The following is a 15,305-nucleotide window of genomic DNA, read 5'->3' on the forward strand; positions in this document are numbered from 1 at the left end:
GATGGGTGTGGTCTCAGATGGCAAGAAGGCGTATCGACTGCTGCAGAAGGCCCTCGCCTCGCGTTCAGCCGTGCAGCGGGTGCGTCGTCGTCTCGCTGCGCAGGGGCCGCATCCGCATCAGCACTACCGGATCGCGGTCTACTTCGCTGACGGCGCGGTCAACATGTACCAGATGCGTCAGTGGTACCGTCCGCTCGCCGAGCTCGCGAAGCGCTGGCCCGTCGTCGTGCTCTCGCGCAGCGCGACCGGCGCCGAGAAGCTGATCGAGGAGGACGGGCCGCCGGTGGCCTTCGTGCCGACCGTGCGCGATCTCGAGAAGTTCATCTCCACGCAGGACATCCGCATCGTCCTCTACGTGAACCAGAACACCCGCAACTTCCAGATGTTCCGCTACGGCCGTCGCTGGCACGTGTTCATCAACCACGGCGAGTCCGACAAGATGTACATGACCACTAATCAGTACAAGGCGTACGACTACGCGCTGATCGCGGGTCAGGCGGCGAGGGAGCGGCTGAGCCGCACTCTGTGGGACTACGACCTCGACAAGCGCGCCATCGAGATCGGCCGACCGCAGGCCGACCACTATTCAGGCACCCTCCCGTACACGCCGGACGAGCGTCAGGTCGTGCTCTACGCGCCCACCTGGGAGGGAGACCGTCCCTCGGCGCACTACGGGTCGATCGCCTCGCACGGCGAGACGCTCGTCGCCCGGCTTCTGGCCACAGGACATCACCGGGTGATCTACCGTCCGCACCCGCGCAGCGGCGTGGTCGACGACGAGTACGGCGCGGCGCACCGGCGGATCCTGGCGGCGATCGCGGAGGCGAATGCCGCAGATGCCGCAGCGCAGCACGTCTATGACGACGGACCGGAGCTCGGCTGGCAGCTCGCCGCCGCCGACGTCGCGGTGGTCGACATCTCGGCGATGGTCTATGACCGGCTCGCCGCCGGCAAGCCGCTGCTGATCACGCGACCGGCCGACGAGCGCGCATCCATCGACACCACCGGGTATCTCTCAGCGTGCGAGTGGCTCACCGTCGACGGCGCCGCCGACATCGTCGCCGAGGTCGAGCGGGTCGCGGCCGACGACGAGGCGGTCACGCGCCTGCGCACCTGGGTGCAGCACTACTTCGGCGACACCGCGCCGGGGTCGGCGACCGCGAAGTTCCACGCCGCGATCGAGCAGCTCATGCAGAGATGGGACGAGTGGCACGCCCGGGATGCCGGCGGCGATGTCACCGACGACGATGACGACGACGCCCCGGAGGACGACGACTGATGCGGCTGCCGCGCACGCGCGCGCTCGCCGACCCGCTCATAGTCCTCGACACCTGCGGCTCGACCAACGCCGAGCTGCGAGGCCGTGTCGACGCGGGGGAGCGCCTGGGGCATCCCGCGGTGCTGCTCACAGATGCGCAGACGGCCGGCCGCGGCCGCCTGGATCGCACGTGGGCGACCCCGGCGGGCTCGGCGCTCGCCGTGTCGACGCTGCTGCGTGATCTGCCGGACGACACCGACGCGTGGGGCTGGATCCCGCTGGCGGCAGGCGTCGCGATGACGGATGCCGTGGCCGCGCAGCTTCCCGGGCGCGATGTGGGGCTCAAGTGGCCGAACGACGTGCTGGTCGACGGGCGGAAGATCTGCGGCATCCTCGCCGAGGTCACCGCGCGGGGGATCATCGTCGGCACCGGGGTGAACACATCGATGACCGAAGCCCAGCTGCCCGTGCAGACCGCGACCTCCTTCGCCGTGCTCGGCGTGGGGGTCGACGTCGACAGGCTGCTGGCCGACTACCTGTCCGCGCTCACCGCGCTCGTCGCCGAGCTCACCAGGAGCGCCGACGCCGTCGCATCCGGTCTGCATGCCGAGGCCGAGCGACGCTGCCTCAGCATCGGCCGGGATGTGGACGTCACGCTGCCCGGCGGAGAAGCGCTGCACGGGCGGGCTGTGCGGCTGCAGCACGACGGGTGCCTCGTGGTCGACGTCGACGGGACCGCGCGGGCAGTGGCAGCCGGAGATGTCGTTCACGCACGCCTCACCTGAGCGGAAGCCGGCACGCCCCGATCCGGCACGCCCGGCGGGCCTGCCGCGCCGACGCCGGGTCGCGGGCACAATGGAGGGGTGACCCAGCCCGTGACTCTCGGCGGTCGGCCGAAGATGCCGCCGCCGGGTGCGCCCGTCGAAGAGCTGCTGGTGGCGCGTTTCCGCAGCCACGCGCGGCGGCTCTTCTGGCCGGCCCTGCTGCTCATCGCGACCGTGGGTGCGACGGCCTACCTCTACGGCAATCTGCCCGCTCCGTTCGAGGACTGGATGCTGCTGGCCGCCGCGGGGATCGTGATCCTCCTGCTCGTCGTTCTGCCGTATCTGTTCTGGATCTCGCGCACCTGCACGATCACCACGCGCCGGGTCATCCTGCGCGAGGGCCTCGGCTCCCGGCGCAGAAAGGAGCTCTCGCACATGCGCGGCTACTCGATCGGCGTGCGCCGCGGCCCGCTGCAGCGACTGTGGGGTGCCGGGACGATCACGCTGAGCAACGGCGTCGACGCGCCTCTGCGACTGCAGAACGTTCCGATGGCGAACCTCGTGCACGAGGTGCTCGCCGACCAGGTCGAGGTGAACCAGATTCTCGCTCATCGCGACGCCCAGGCGTCGAGTGCCTCCTTCTGACCCGGGCGGCGTCCGAGGCCACTCGCGGAGTGCGCGAGAATGGATGCGACGAAAGGGGCGCTGCATGACCGTGCGCGTGGGTGTGATCGGCGGAGGACAGCTGGCTCGGATGATGATCGCTCCTGCGGTCGAACTCGGCCTCGACATCCGCGTGCTCGCCGAGGACGAGGGCATGTCTGCCCAGCTCGCGGCCACGGCGGTGGGCGACTACCGCGACCTCGAGACCGTGCGCGCCTTCGCGAGCGACGTCGACGTCATCACCTTCGACCACGAGCACGTCCCGCAGGAGGTGCTTCGCGCGCTCGTCGCCGACGGCGCCCAGGTGCATCCGGGGCCCGACGCCCTGCAGTACGCGCAGGACAAGCTGGTCATGCGCGCGCGGCTCGCCGAGCTCGGCGTGCCGCAGCCCGACTGGGCGCCCGTGCGCGACGCCGACGAGCTGCAGCGCTTCATCGACGAGCACGGCGGCGGAGCGGTGGTGAAGACGCCGCGGGGCGGCTATGACGGCAAGGGCGTGCGGGTCGTGCGCTCGGGCGCCGAGGCCGCCGACTGGTTCGACGCCGCGGCCGGTGAGGCGCTGCTCGTCGAGGAGCTGGTCTCCTTCCGCCGTGAGCTGGCGCAGCAGATCGCGCGACGCCCGAGCGGCGACATGGTCGCGTATCCGGTCGTCGAGACCGTTCAGCGTGACGGCGTGTGCGCCGAGGTCATCGCGCCGGCGCCTGACGCGACCGATCGGCTCGTCGATGTCGCCGAGCAGATCGGCCGGCGGATCGCCGAGGGCATCGGAGTGACAGGGATGCTCGCGGTCGAGCTCTTCGAGACCGATGACGAGCGGATCCTGGTCAACGAGCTGGCCATGCGTCCGCACAACAGCGGCCACTGGAGCCAGGACGGCGCCGTCACCGGGCAGTTCGAGCAGCACCTGCGTGCCGTCGCAGACCTCCCTCTCGGCGGCACGGAACCGCGTCAGCCGTGGACGGTCATGATCAACATCCTCGGGGGACCGCAGGACGGAACGCTCGCAGAGCGATTCGCACCCGCCATGCAGGAGCACCCCGAGGCGAAGATCCACACCTACGGCAAGGCTCCGCGCCCTGGTCGCAAGGTCGGTCATGTCAACGTCTCGGGCGACGATCTCGACGACGTCGTCTACACCGCGCGCGCCGCGGCGTCGCTCTTCCTCTGAGCCGATCGGCGCCGCCGACGAGTCGACGCGGCGCGTGCCGCTGCGAACTTCTCACAGAGGGGCCCCGTAACCTGTCATGGTGACTGAGCCACTGCACTCCTCGAGCTCGCCCCTGGTCGGCGTCGTGATGGGATCCGACTCCGACTGGCGCGTGATGAGCGACGCCTCACAGGCGCTCACCGACTTCGGCATCGCGCATGAGGTCGAGGTCGTGTCGGCGCACCGCACGCCCGACAAGCTGATGAGCTACGCGCGAGAGGCACGCAGCCGCGGTGTCCGCGTCATCATCGCGGGAGCCGGGGGAGCAGCGCACCTGCCCGGCATGATCGCCTCGATGACCGCCGTGCCGGTCATCGGCGTCCCCGTGCCGCTCGCATATCTCGACGGCATGGATTCGCTGCTGTCGATCGTGCAGATGCCCGCGGGCATCCCCGTCGCGACCGTGTCGATCGGCGGTGCGCGCAACGCCGGCCTGCTCGCGGCTCGCATCCTGGGCACCTCCGATGCTGCTCTCGCCGATCGGGTAGAGGAGTACGCGGCCGAGCTCGAGCGTCAGGTCGAGCAGAAGAACCAGCGGCTGAAGGACTCCCTGTGACCTTGGCCGCCCCGCACGCCTCCGCGCGAGGCGGGCGGCCGCTCATCGAGACGCGCCCGCTGCGCTACCCCGACACCGCTGACGAATCCACGATGGCGCGACGGGGCTGGTGGCTCGTCGTGCTGAACGCCCTCATCCCCGGATCGGCGCAGGTGCTCGCCGGAAACAGGCGTCTCGGGCGCTTCGGCCTCGGCGCCACCCTGCTGGGCTGGCTCCTCGTGCTCATCGGCGCGGGCCTCGCCCTGTTCGGCCGCGGTGTGCTGGTCTGGCTGGTCGTCGGTCCCCTGTCGTGGTTCGTGCTCACGCTCGTGCAGGTGCTGCTCCTCGGCTACGCGGTGCTGTGGATCGTGCTCACGATCGACGCTCTGCGCCTGGTGCGACTGGTCCGGGTGCCTGGCCTCTCCCGGTGGGCGCTGCCGGTGGCATCCGTCCTGGTGCTCTCGCTGGCAGCATCCGGAGCCGTCTACGGCTCGACCGTCGCGGCTTCCAGCCGCGGCGCCATAGGGAGCATCTTCGGCGGCGGAGGGCCCAGCGTGCCGCCCAGCGACGGCTATTACAACATTCTCCTGCTGGGTGCCGACAGCGGCGACGGCCGCGACTCCATGCGCTTCGACAGCATCTCCGTCGTCTCGGTGAACGCCGAGAGCGGTGCCGTGACGATCACGGGCATTCCGCGCGAGCTGCCGAACGCGCCCTTCAGCGACGGCAGCCCCATGCAGGAGCTGTACCCCAACGGTTTCGAGGGGCACTCGAGCCGCACGTGCGGATGGAACCCGTGGATGAACCACGTCCGCAATGCCGCGGAGGTCTGCCGCGAGGATCAGGGCACTGCCCTGTATCCGGATGCCGCGCAGCACGACTCCGCACCAGGCATCGAGGCCACGAAGGACGCTGCGGAGGGCGTGCTCGGCATCGAGATCCCGTACTACGTCTTCGTCGACATGGATGCCTTCGCGGAGCTGATCGACGCACTCGGCGGAGTCGACATCGAGGTGACCGAGCGCCTGCCCAAGGGCGGCGGACCGGGTGACACCGGCCGACCCGTCGAGGAGTGGGCGACCGGCTGGATCGAACCGGGCATGCAGCACATGGACGGCGACACCGCCCAGTGGTACGCACGGTCGCGCTACACCACCAGCGACTGGGACCGCATGAAGCGACAGCGTCAGCTGCAGGTGGCCATCCTCGATCAGTTCACTCCCGAGAACGTGGTCGCGCGCTTCAACGAGATCGCGGCCGCCGGAACGGCCCTCGTCGAGACGGATCTGCCGCAGGACAAGCTGCCGGAGTTCTTCGGCCTCGTGATGAAGGCCAAGGAGCAGAAGGTCGCGCAGATCGAGCTGACGCCCGAGTCGGGCGTCGACGAGCACGAGCCCGACTACACGCGCATCCGTGACATGATCCAGCAGGCGCTGCACCCGCCGACGCCGACGCCGACGCCGGACGGCTCCTGAGCCCGGCGTAGGGTCTGGGGATGCGCAACGCAACCCCGTAGCGGCCGAGGCCGACGTGGGGTCGACTGAGGAAGTGAACGCAGATGACATCGACCGTGTCGCACGGGAATCGTTCGGAATCGATCGGCTGAAAGGCGCGCAGCGGGATGCCATCGCCGCAGCCGTGCGCGGTCGCGACGTGCTCGGGGTGCTCGCGACCGGATACGGGAAGTCGGCGATCTATCAGATCGCGGCAACGCTCCGCGAGGGCGTGACCGTGGTGGTGTCACCGCTGATCGCCCTTCAGGAGGATCAGCTGGTCGGCATCGAGAACGCGCCGGACGCCCCGGCCGGCGTCGCCCTGAACTCGGCCGGCGGGGTGCGCCGCACGCGCGAGGCATGGCGGATGCTCCGCAGCGGCGAGGCCCGGTTCGTGCTGCTCGCGCCGGAGCAGTTCGCCAAGGACGACGTCCTCGAGGCGCTCGCCGAGCTCGACGTGACTCTTCTCGTCGTAGACGAGGCGCACTGCATCGCGTCGTGGGGGCACGACTTCCGCCCCGACTACCTCACGCTGGGGGCCGCGGCCGATCGCCTCGGACGGCCGCCGATCATGGCGCTCACGGCGACCGCATCGACCCCCGTCCGCGCGGAGATCGTGCGCCGGCTCGGCCTTCAGGATCCTCTCGAGTGCATCGGCGATCTCGACCGCCCGAACATCTCACTGCAGGTTCGCAGGCACACCGACGACGCAGGCAAGAGGACCGCCGTCGTCGACGAGGTCGTGCAGCTGGCGCGGCCAGGACTCGTCTACGCGGCCACCCGGCGCGACACCGAGAGCTACGCCGATCTGATGCAGGAGCGGGGCCTGCGTGCGGCGGCGTATCACGCCGGCATGGCGGCGAAGCGCCGCGATGGGGTGCACGAGGATCTGCTCGAGGGAAGGCTGGACGTCGTCGTCGCCACTTGCGCCTTCGGGATGGGCATAGACAAGCCGGACGTGCGTTTCGTCGTGCACGCCGACGCTCCGGAGTCGCTCGACGCGTACTACCAGGAGATCGGGCGCGCCGGCCGCGACGGAGAGCCGGCGGTCGCCGTTCTGCACTTCCGCCCGGAGGACCTCGCGCTGCGCAGGTTCTTCGCCGGGGGCCGGCCATCGGCAACGGAGCTGCGAAAGGTGCTGGGTGCGCTGGGTGGCGGAGTCCGCAGGCGCGCCGACGTCGTAGACGCATCCGGTCTCTCGGGCCGTCGGGTGACCTCGCTGCTCGCGCTGCTGTCAGACACGGGCCACGTGCGCATCGGCAGACAGGGCGTGCGACTGCTCACCACCGGCGACCCGGCTGCGGCTGTCTCGGACGCACTGGAGCGGGCGGATGAGCGCGAGCGCATCGAGCAGACCAGGATCGAGATGATGCGATCGTATGCCGAGAGCCGCAGGTGCCGGCGCCTGACTTTGCTGCACTACTTCGGCGAGGATCTCGGAGAACCGTGCGGCAACTGCGACCTCTGCGAGGAGGGCGAGACCTCGACTCCGGATGCCGGGCCGGCGCAGGGCGCGTTCGGCGTGGACGATCGAGTGCGTCACGAGGAGTGGGGACCGGGCACGGTCATGTCGGTGGAGGACGACCGGATGACGGTCTTCTTCGAGGCCGAGGGATACCGGGTGCTCTCTCTCGAGCTGATCGCCGAGAAGGACCTCGTCGTGCTCGAGACGTGACGGGCGCCGCCCGAGTGCGACGATCACCGGTGGGGCGACCCGGCTGGCCGACGTCGCGAGGTTAGGCTGACCTCATGAGTGTGCAGCTGCGTGTCGTGTTCGACCAGGTCGGCGTCGACGCCGACCTGGCGAGAGCAGGACTCGGACTGGCTGAAGGCCTGATCCGCACCGCGCCGCGGGGCTGCGGCGTCTCTGCCATCGCGCCGAATGGCACGGAGGTGACGATGCCCGGCCTGCATGAGATCCGCACGCTGCCCCTGGCCCGGCGCGAGCTGGCCGGCGCCTGGCAGATGGGCATCGCCGCAGGAGTGGGTGGCGGTCTGATCCACTCGCCGACACTGCTGGCTCCGCTGGTGCGTCATGACCGCGTGCACGATCACGATCAGACCACCGTGACGCTCTGGGACCTGTGCGCCTGGGAGAGCCCGGACGCCCTGTCGAAGGCGAGCGTCGTGTGGCAGCGGTCGATGCTCAAGCGCGCGGTCAAGCACGCGGATGCGGTGATCGTGCCCTCTCATGCCATGGCGGAGCGCCTCGACGAGATGGCTCCCCTGGGTGACCGCATCCGGGTGATCGCCGGGGCGGCGCCGATCGGGTTCCGTGTGCCTGATGATGCCGCGGCGCTGCGGGACGGCGTGCAGCTGCCCCGTGACTACGTGGTGCTCACAGGAGATGCCGGATCGCTCGAGCAGGGCTTCCGCGCGGCTGCACGCGCCGGCACGGATGCTGTCGTGGTGGATGCCGAGGAGGGCACCGAGCCCGCGCTCGCCGACCAGGCTGTGGCGGCGGGCATGTCGCAGGGACACGTCCACATCAGAGGAGTGCTCGACGATGCGTCACGAGCGGCGACCCTCGCCGGGGCCCGGGCGATCGTCGCCTCGTCGCCGGCGATGCGCTGGCCGTGGCGGCTCATCGAGGCGATGGAGCTCGGAGTGCCGATCGTCGCGGTGGAGTCTGGTGTGCACCGTGACGTCGTCGCCGATGGGGGAGCGGTCGTCACCGCGGACGAGCTGACCGACGCGCTCGTCGATGCGCTCGGGTCGGGTCGGGAGCGCCTGCGCGTTCTCGGATCGGATCGTGCCAGGGCGTTCTCATGGCCGAGCTCGGCCGAACGGGTCTGGGCCCTGCACGCAGAACTCTGAGAGAACGACCAGAGTCGCGCGACACGCCGCGCAAAATCCGCCAATATACTGCCCCAGTGGCATCATCCCGCAACTTCAGTCACACTATTCACATGCATTCACGTGGACTGCGCCCCCGAATGGTGTCCCGGACCGCTCGCTGGGCGACGACGCTCGTCGCCGTGCTCGGGTTGATCCTCGGCACCGCCGTGCCTGCGACGGCGGCTGCGGCTCCCGTGACGGCGGGCGTCAACGGCCCTGCCAAGATGACGCTGAGCGGCTGGTCCGCGGGCAACATCATCAGCGATGCGGTGTTCACCGACCGCACGTCGATGACCGAGGCTCAGATCCAGAGCTTCTTCAACTCGAAGGTGAGCACGTGTCGCGGCGGCACCGACAAGTACGGGCCCATCATCTGCCTCAAGGATTACAAGACCGACTCGGTGAACCGCCCCGCCGATGCGTACTGCAACGGGTACACAGGTGCGAGGGGCGAGTCCGCGGCGCGCATCATCCACCGTGTCGCTCAGTCGTGCGGCATCAACCCGCAGGTGCTGATCGTCATGCTCCAGAAGGAGCAGGGCCTGGTCACCCACACGTGGCCGAGCAAATGGCGCTACGACGCCGCACTCGGGCAGGGCTGCCCGGACGACGCGGCCTGCAACCCCGCCTACGTCGGCTTCTTCCACCAGATCTACGGCGCCGCGCGCCAGATGCAGATCTACATGGAGGGAAGATACTTCACGTGGTACAAGCCGGGTAACACCTGGAACATCCGCTACGACGTCGAGATCTCCTGCGGCTCGTCTCCCGTCTACGTCGCCAACAAGGCGACCTCCGCGCTCTACTACTACACGCCGTATCAGCCCAACGCGGCTTCGCTCAGGGCCGGCTACGGCACGGGAGACGGCTGCTCGAGCTACGGCAACCGCAACTTCTACAACTACTTCACCGATTGGTTCGGATCGACGCAGCAGCTGGCCAAGGCGCTGAAGGTCACCGGAGTCACCGTGCAGGGCAAGTTCCTCGTCGGCCAGAGCCTGGCTGCGACGGCGGCTGTCGACCCCGCTCCTACGACCACGACCTTCCAGTGGCTGCGCAACGGCAAGGCGATCTCCGGCGCGACGTCCCCGCGATACACGCTCGCTGCTGCGGACGCGGCTCAGTCCGTGTCCGTCCGCGTCGTCGCGCAGAAGAGCGGATACCGCGACGGAGTCGGCACATCGGCCGGGGTCGCGGTGAAGACCATCAAGACCGAGCGACTGTACGGCCCGAAGCGGGAGACGACGGCTGTCGCGGTCTCGCGAGCTGCATGGCCTACGGGTGCGGGAACCGTGATGCTGGCGACCAGTCAGGACTTCCCCGATGCACTCAGCGGTGCGGCCGCTGCCGGGCGAGCATCCGCCTCGCTCCTCCTGACGCCGACCGGTGGACTCCCCGCCGAGGTCAGCGCGGAGATCAAGCGTCTCGCACCGACCAGGGTGGTGCTGATGGGCGGCGAGGGCGTCCTGCCCCGGAAGATCGCGGACCAGGTGCGAGCTGTCGTGCCTGCCGCCAAGGTCGAACGCCTGTCCGGCCTCGATCGCTACGAGACCTCGCGCGCGGCGGCTCTCAGCGGGGGTGCGAGTACCGAGGTGCTCATCGCCACGGGGAAGGACTATCCCGACGCCATCAGCGCGGCCGCCGTGGGCAACAGCAGAGGGATCCCCGTGCTGCTGATCAACGGCACGCGCGCGCGGCTGGACACGCCCACCGTCGATGCACTGCGGAAGCTCGGAGTGCGCTCCGCGACCATCATCGGCGGCACGGGCGTCGTTCCCGACTCAGTCCAGCGGCACCTGACCGAGCTGGGAGTCACCACGAAGCGACTGCAGGGCATCGACCGGTATGCCACCAACGAGGCGATCGTCAAGGCGTACTACTCGTCGAGCGCCCTCAAGGTGCTCTTCGCCTCGGGCGATGGATTCCCCGACGCCCTGAGCGCGTCGGTCCTCGCCGGCCGCTGGAAGGTGCCCCTGCTGCTCACACGCCGGTCGTGCGTCGTTCCCGGCGCCATGGACTTCATGCTGCGCAGCGGCACGGATTCGGCCGTGCTCATCGGAGGACCTGGCGTCCTGGACGATGGGGTCGCCGCTCTGCGGCGGTGCTGAGAGCGTCTGAGAGGACCGGCCTGTGGGGAGGTCCCAGGCCGGTTCACTAAGATGTCAAGGCGACCTCTCGGCTGGAGCCCACTTGACTACCCATGATCATTTCGCCTCCGTCCCGCGCACAGATTTCGACATCCCCGGCAGGAGCCATGGACTGATCGACGTGGTGCGCTGGCGTTATCTGCTGCGCCTGCTCGTGCGCACCGGCGTCACCACGCGCTATCGCAATTCGGTGCTCGGCTGGCTGTGGTCGTACGTGCGCCCGGCTGCGCAGTTCTTCGTCTTCTGGGTCGTGCTCGGCATCTTCATGGATCTCGACCGTGTTCCCAACTACGCGGTCTACCTCTTCTCGGGCATCGTCGTGATCAACCTCTTCTCCGAGGGCTTCAAGAACGCGACGACGTCGATCGTGGGCAACGCGCCCCTCGTGCGCAAGGTGTTCCTTCCCCGTCAGCTGTTCGCCGTGTCGGCTGTGCTCGTGTCGTTCGTGCACTTCCTGCCCCAGCTCGCGCTGCTCGTCCTGGTGTGCGTGCTGATGGGCTGGGCCGGCAGCGTGACGCTGCTCGGCGTGCTCGGCGCGATCGTCGGAATCCTCATCGTGATGGTGTTCTCCCTGGGGCTCGGTCTCTTCTTCGGAGCCGTGAACGTGCGCTTCCGCGACGCGGAGAACATCGTCGAGCTGATGCTGCTGCTCGCGACCTGGGCGTCCCCGGTGCTGTACGCGTGGACGATGGTGCAGGACGCCGTCGTCGGCAAGCTCGGCTGGCCCGGATGGATCGTCGATCTGTACATGCTGAATCCGATCACTCAGGGCGTTGAGCTGTTCCATTACGCCTTCTGGCGGCCCGCGAGCCAGGCCATCGTGGAGTCGGCCGGCTATGTCGGAGAAGCGCTCACCCCTGTACCCCCGATGCTCGCGATGAACACCCTGTGGAGCGCGGTCGTCGCCGTCGGCACACTGCTCGTCGGGCAGCTCGTCTTCCGCCGTCTTGAAGGAAAGTTCGCCCAGGACCTATGACACAGACCGCGAAGCGCCCCAGCATCATCATCGACGGGGTGCGCAAGACCTTCACCCTCAATCACGCCTTCTCGCTGAAGGACACCGTGGTGTCCTGGATCCGGCGACGCAAGCTCACCTCGACGTTCGAGGCGCTCAAGGGCATCGACCTCGTGATCAACGAGGGAGAGTCCGTGGCGATCCTGGGCATGAACGGATCCGGCAAATCGACGCTGCTCAAGCTGGTGTCCGGGGTCATGGAGCCCGATGCCGGGGAGGTGCTCACCCGAGGTCGGGTGGCGGGGCTGATCGAGGTCGGCGCGGGTTTCCACCCCGAGCTGTCCGGACGCGAGAACGTCTTCCTCAATGCGGCGATCCTCGGGATGAAGAAGCACGAGATCGAAGAGCGCTACGACGAGATCGTCGCGTTCAGCGAGATCGAGGAGTTCATCGATCAGGAGGTCAAGCACTACTCCTCGGGGATGTTCCTGCGTCTGGCCTTCGCCGTCGCGATCCACGTGCACCTCGACGTTCTGCTGATGGACGAGATCCTCTCGGTCGGCGACGTGCCGTTCCGGGAGAAGTGCCGCGAGAAGTTCGAAGAGCTCATCGCCGACGGCAAGACGCTCGTCGTGGTCAGCCACGACATGGAGATGGTGCGGCAGCTCTGCACGCGAGGCGTGGTGATCAGCAAGGGCGAGGTCATCTATGACGGCGAGCTCGAAGGCGCAATCGCGCTGGTGGACGCCGCATGATCGTCGAGTGGCTCCTTCAGCTGCCGGTTCTCGCCGTCGCTGCGGCCATCGTCTTCGTCCCCGGACTCCTTGCGATGCGCTTCGCAGGACTGCGGGGCCTGGCGCTGCTGGCAGCGGCTCCGCTGTTCACCGTCGCCGCCACCGCGGTCATCGCCCTCGTCCTCGGGATGGTGGGGGTGCCCTGGTCGGTGCTGACATGGGCGGCGGCCATGGCCCTGCTTGTGCTCGTCTCCGCGGTTCTCGGCCGATGGGCCGGGGGACGTCTGGCGTCTGAGCCGGCCGCTGCTGGGCGCTGGCTGCTGCCGGCGGCCCTGACGATCGGTGTCGTCCTCTCGGCATGGCGGATCGTGGCCTACGTCCACGATCCCTCCGCGATCTCGCAGACGAACGACGCGGTGTTCCACATGAACGCCGTGCGATACGTGCTCGAGACCGCAGACGCGTCGTCCCTGCACGTCAACTCGGTGATCGGCGGGCGCAGCTTCTATCCGGCCGCCTGGCATGCTCTGACCTCGCTGGTCGTCATGGCGGCCAGCACCGAGATCACGATCGCGGCCAACACGTTCACGGTCGTGATCGCCGCGGTGATCTGGCCGCTCGGCGTCGCGTGGCTCACTCGGGCGTTCACCGCATCGTCGAGGATCGCCGGCTATGCGGCGATCCTCTCCGGGGCTCTGCAGACCTTCCCGCTGCTCATGTTCCAGTGGGGCGTTCTGTTCCCGAATGCGCTGTCGACCGCGATGATTCCCGCCGCCGTCGCGGTCGTGGTCACCGCCGTGCAGTGGAGCGGCACCCGGCGGCGCACCGCTCACGCGATCCGTGTCGCGTTGCTGATCCTCGTCGCCGCGTCAGCCCTCATGCTCGCCCAGCCCGCGGGCATCCTGCCGTGGATGGCTGTCAGCGCGGTCTGGGTGTCGTGGCGCGCGTGGGAGCGACGCGCGGAATGGGGGCCTGCTCGTGCGATCGGAGCGGTCGTCGGAGTATGGGCCGTGGTCGTCGTGATCTGGCTGTATTTGGCCCAGGGGACCTCCGGCTCCCATTGGGCGCCCTTCCGAGGAAAGCTGCAGGCTGTCGCAGACGTGCTGCTCAACGGCCAGGTCATGATCCCGTTCGCCTATGGCGTCAGCGTGCTGATGCTCATCGGAATCATCTTCGCCGTACGCGCGCGCGAGCTTCGCTGGTTCGTCGTCGCATGGGGCGGCATCTCGCTGCTGTACCTGCTCGTCGCCGCGGTCGGCGCGCCGGCGGTTCGCGTCGGCCTGCTGGGCGCCTGGTATGCGGATCCGTATCGCATCGCCGCTCTCGGGCCACTCGTCGTGATACCGCTGGCGGCAGTGGGGGCGGATGGGGTCGTGCGCTTTCTCTCCTCCAGGCTGCGGAAGAAGGACGCCCGGTCGAGCACGATGATCGGCTTCGCCGCCGCGTCCTTCTTCGTGATCGTGCTGATCCTCATCCGTCCGGTCGCGATGCCGGCGGTCACGCAGGGCACGTACGACCGTGAGTCCCGCTACGTGGCTGCGGACGACGCCTATCTCGATCCGGATGAGAGGGAGATTCTCGAGACCCTGGACCAGCACGTTCCGGCGGGCGCGCGTGTGATCGCGAACCCCTCGACCGGCTCCGGCTTCGGCTACTTCCTCAGCGGGCGCGATGTGTATCCGCGCACCTGGGCGGCCCCGCAGACCGAGGCATGGGCGCTCCTGGCTGCGCATCTGCGCGATGCCCAGACCGATCCCAGGGTCTGCGCGGCCCTCTCGGAATACGGATCGCCGCAGTACGTGCTGGACTTCGGTGAAGGCGAGCAGGGTCCGGGCCGCTACGTCATGCCCGGTATGACGGACTTCGCAGGGCAACCGGGCTTCGAGCTCGTCGACGCCGTGAGCGATGTGTCGCTGTGGCGCATCACGGCGTGCGCTCAGTAGCCTCCGAGTGCGGCTCGCTAAGATCAGAGCGATGCGCCCGGTAGATCTGTCCGTTCTCGTCGTCATCCCGGCGCTGAACGAAGAGGAGTCCGTCGCGGACGTGGTCCGTGACGTGCAGCGGGCCTACCCCTCGGCGCGATGCCTGGTCATCGACGACGGCTCAGGTGACGCCACCGGTCGACGGGCGGAAGACGCCGGAGCGGATGTGCTGAAACTGCCTTTCAATCTCGGCGTCGGCGGTGCGATGCGTCTGGGATTCCGGTTCGCACGCGCCCACGGCCACGACGTGGTCGTCCAGGTGGATGCCGACGGACAGCACGACCCGCAGATGATCCCCGAGATGATCGCCCGGCTGGACGGCGCCGATCTCGTCATAGGAGCCCGTTTCGCGGGCAAGGGCGACTACGGGGTTCGAGGACCTCGCAAATGGGCGATGCGCGTTCTCGCCACCGTCATCAGCAGGGTGGCCCGCACCAGGCTCACGGACGTCACCAGCGGATTCAAGGCGGCCGGGCCGAGAGCGGTCGAGCTCTTCGCCGAGGAGTTCCCCGCCGAGTACCTCGGCGACACCATCGAGGCACTCGTCATCGCGGCGCGTGCGGGCCTGAGCATCGAGCAGATCCCGGTGGCGATGCGCGTGCGTCAGGGCGGAGAGCCCTCGCATCGTCCTCTCAAGGCGGCGGTCTACCTGATCCGCGCGTGTGCGGCGTTCGGCCTCGCCATGATCAGGCCGAGGGCAGAGTTGCGGAGCGACGCATGGACATGAAC

General features: G+C 68.7%; 13 protein-coding genes. All 13 read left to right on the forward strand.

The genetic code is table 11. From position 1 onward, the window contains the following. Position 1: 1 nt before the first annotated feature. The 13 genes from AB0N59_RS09105 to AB0N59_RS09165 all read left to right on the forward strand — a co-directional run bounded on the left by AB0N59_RS09105 (position 2) and on the right by AB0N59_RS09165 (position 15,303). The gene (locus AB0N59_RS09105) at positions 2–1,279 is read left to right on the forward strand and encodes a CDP-glycerol glycerophosphotransferase family protein (RefSeq protein WP_363481851.1); all 1,278 of its coding nucleotides are present in this window, start codon (positions 2–4) and stop codon (positions 1,277–1,279) included. Further along, positions 1,279–2,043, forward strand: coding sequence for a biotin--[acetyl-CoA-carboxylase] ligase (locus AB0N59_RS09110; protein ID WP_363481854.1), 765 nt, complete (start codon positions 1,279–1,281; stop codon positions 2,041–2,043). Before AB0N59_RS09105 ends, AB0N59_RS09110 begins: the two co-directional genes overlap by 1 nt. Positions 2,044–2,121: 78 nt before the next feature. Then, positions 2,122–2,667, forward strand: coding sequence for a PH domain-containing protein (locus tag AB0N59_RS09115; RefSeq protein ID WP_363481857.1), 546 nt, complete (start codon positions 2,122–2,124; stop codon positions 2,665–2,667). 64 nt (positions 2,668–2,731) lie between these two features. Continuing rightward, positions 2,732–3,853 (forward strand): 5-(carboxyamino)imidazole ribonucleotide synthase, encoded by a 1,122-nt coding sequence (locus AB0N59_RS09120; protein WP_363481860.1) that lies wholly within the window; start codon positions 2,732–2,734, stop codon positions 3,851–3,853. A gap of 127 nt (positions 3,854–3,980) precedes the next feature. Then, positions 3,981–4,448, forward strand: coding sequence for a 5-(carboxyamino)imidazole ribonucleotide mutase (purE, locus tag AB0N59_RS09125; protein WP_363484167.1), 468 nt, complete (start codon positions 3,981–3,983; stop codon positions 4,446–4,448). Next, entirely contained in the window at positions 4,445–5,902 is a 1,458-nt protein-coding gene (locus AB0N59_RS09130; RefSeq protein WP_363481863.1) for an LCP family protein, read from the forward strand. Before purE ends, AB0N59_RS09130 begins: the two co-directional genes overlap by 4 nt. Positions 5,903–5,975: 73 nt before the next feature. Next, on the forward strand, positions 5,976–7,595 hold the full coding sequence (locus tag AB0N59_RS09135) for a RecQ family ATP-dependent DNA helicase (RefSeq protein ID WP_363481866.1): 1,620 nt from the start codon (positions 5,976–5,978) through the stop codon (positions 7,593–7,595). Between the two features lie 74 nt (positions 7,596–7,669). After that, positions 7,670–8,737 (forward strand): glycosyltransferase, encoded by a 1,068-nt coding sequence (locus AB0N59_RS09140; RefSeq protein WP_363481869.1) that lies wholly within the window; start codon positions 7,670–7,672, stop codon positions 8,735–8,737. Between the two features lie 92 nt (positions 8,738–8,829). Next, on the forward strand, positions 8,830–10,866 hold the full coding sequence (locus AB0N59_RS09145) for a cell wall-binding repeat-containing protein (protein ID WP_363481872.1): 2,037 nt from the start codon (positions 8,830–8,832) through the stop codon (positions 10,864–10,866). An 82-nt stretch (positions 10,867–10,948) separates the two neighbouring features. Further along, a complete protein-coding gene (locus AB0N59_RS09150) occupies positions 10,949–11,881 on the forward strand; it encodes an ABC transporter permease (protein WP_363481875.1) in 933 nt (310 codons plus the stop codon). Then, positions 11,878–12,615 carry an ABC transporter ATP-binding protein gene (locus AB0N59_RS09155; protein WP_363481878.1) on the forward strand — a complete coding sequence of 246 codons (738 nt, stop codon included), beginning with the start codon at positions 11,878–11,880 and terminating at the stop codon, positions 12,613–12,615. Before AB0N59_RS09150 ends, AB0N59_RS09155 begins: the two co-directional genes overlap by 4 nt. Then, positions 12,612–14,537, forward strand: coding sequence for a DUF6541 family protein (locus tag AB0N59_RS09160; RefSeq protein WP_363481881.1), 1,926 nt, complete (start codon positions 12,612–12,614; stop codon positions 14,535–14,537). The genes AB0N59_RS09155 and AB0N59_RS09160 overlap by 4 nt, the downstream gene beginning before the upstream one ends. A 31-nt stretch (positions 14,538–14,568) precedes the next feature. Further along, positions 14,569–15,303 (forward strand): glycosyltransferase family 2 protein, encoded by a 735-nt coding sequence (locus AB0N59_RS09165; protein ID WP_363481884.1) that lies wholly within the window; start codon positions 14,569–14,571, stop codon positions 15,301–15,303. Positions 15,304–15,305: the final 2 nt, after the last annotated feature.

Origin of the sequence: Microbacterium sp. NPDC089321 (assembly GCF_040684935.1) — a bacterium.
Lineage (GTDB): Bacteria > Actinomycetota > Actinomycetes > Actinomycetales > Microbacteriaceae > Microbacterium.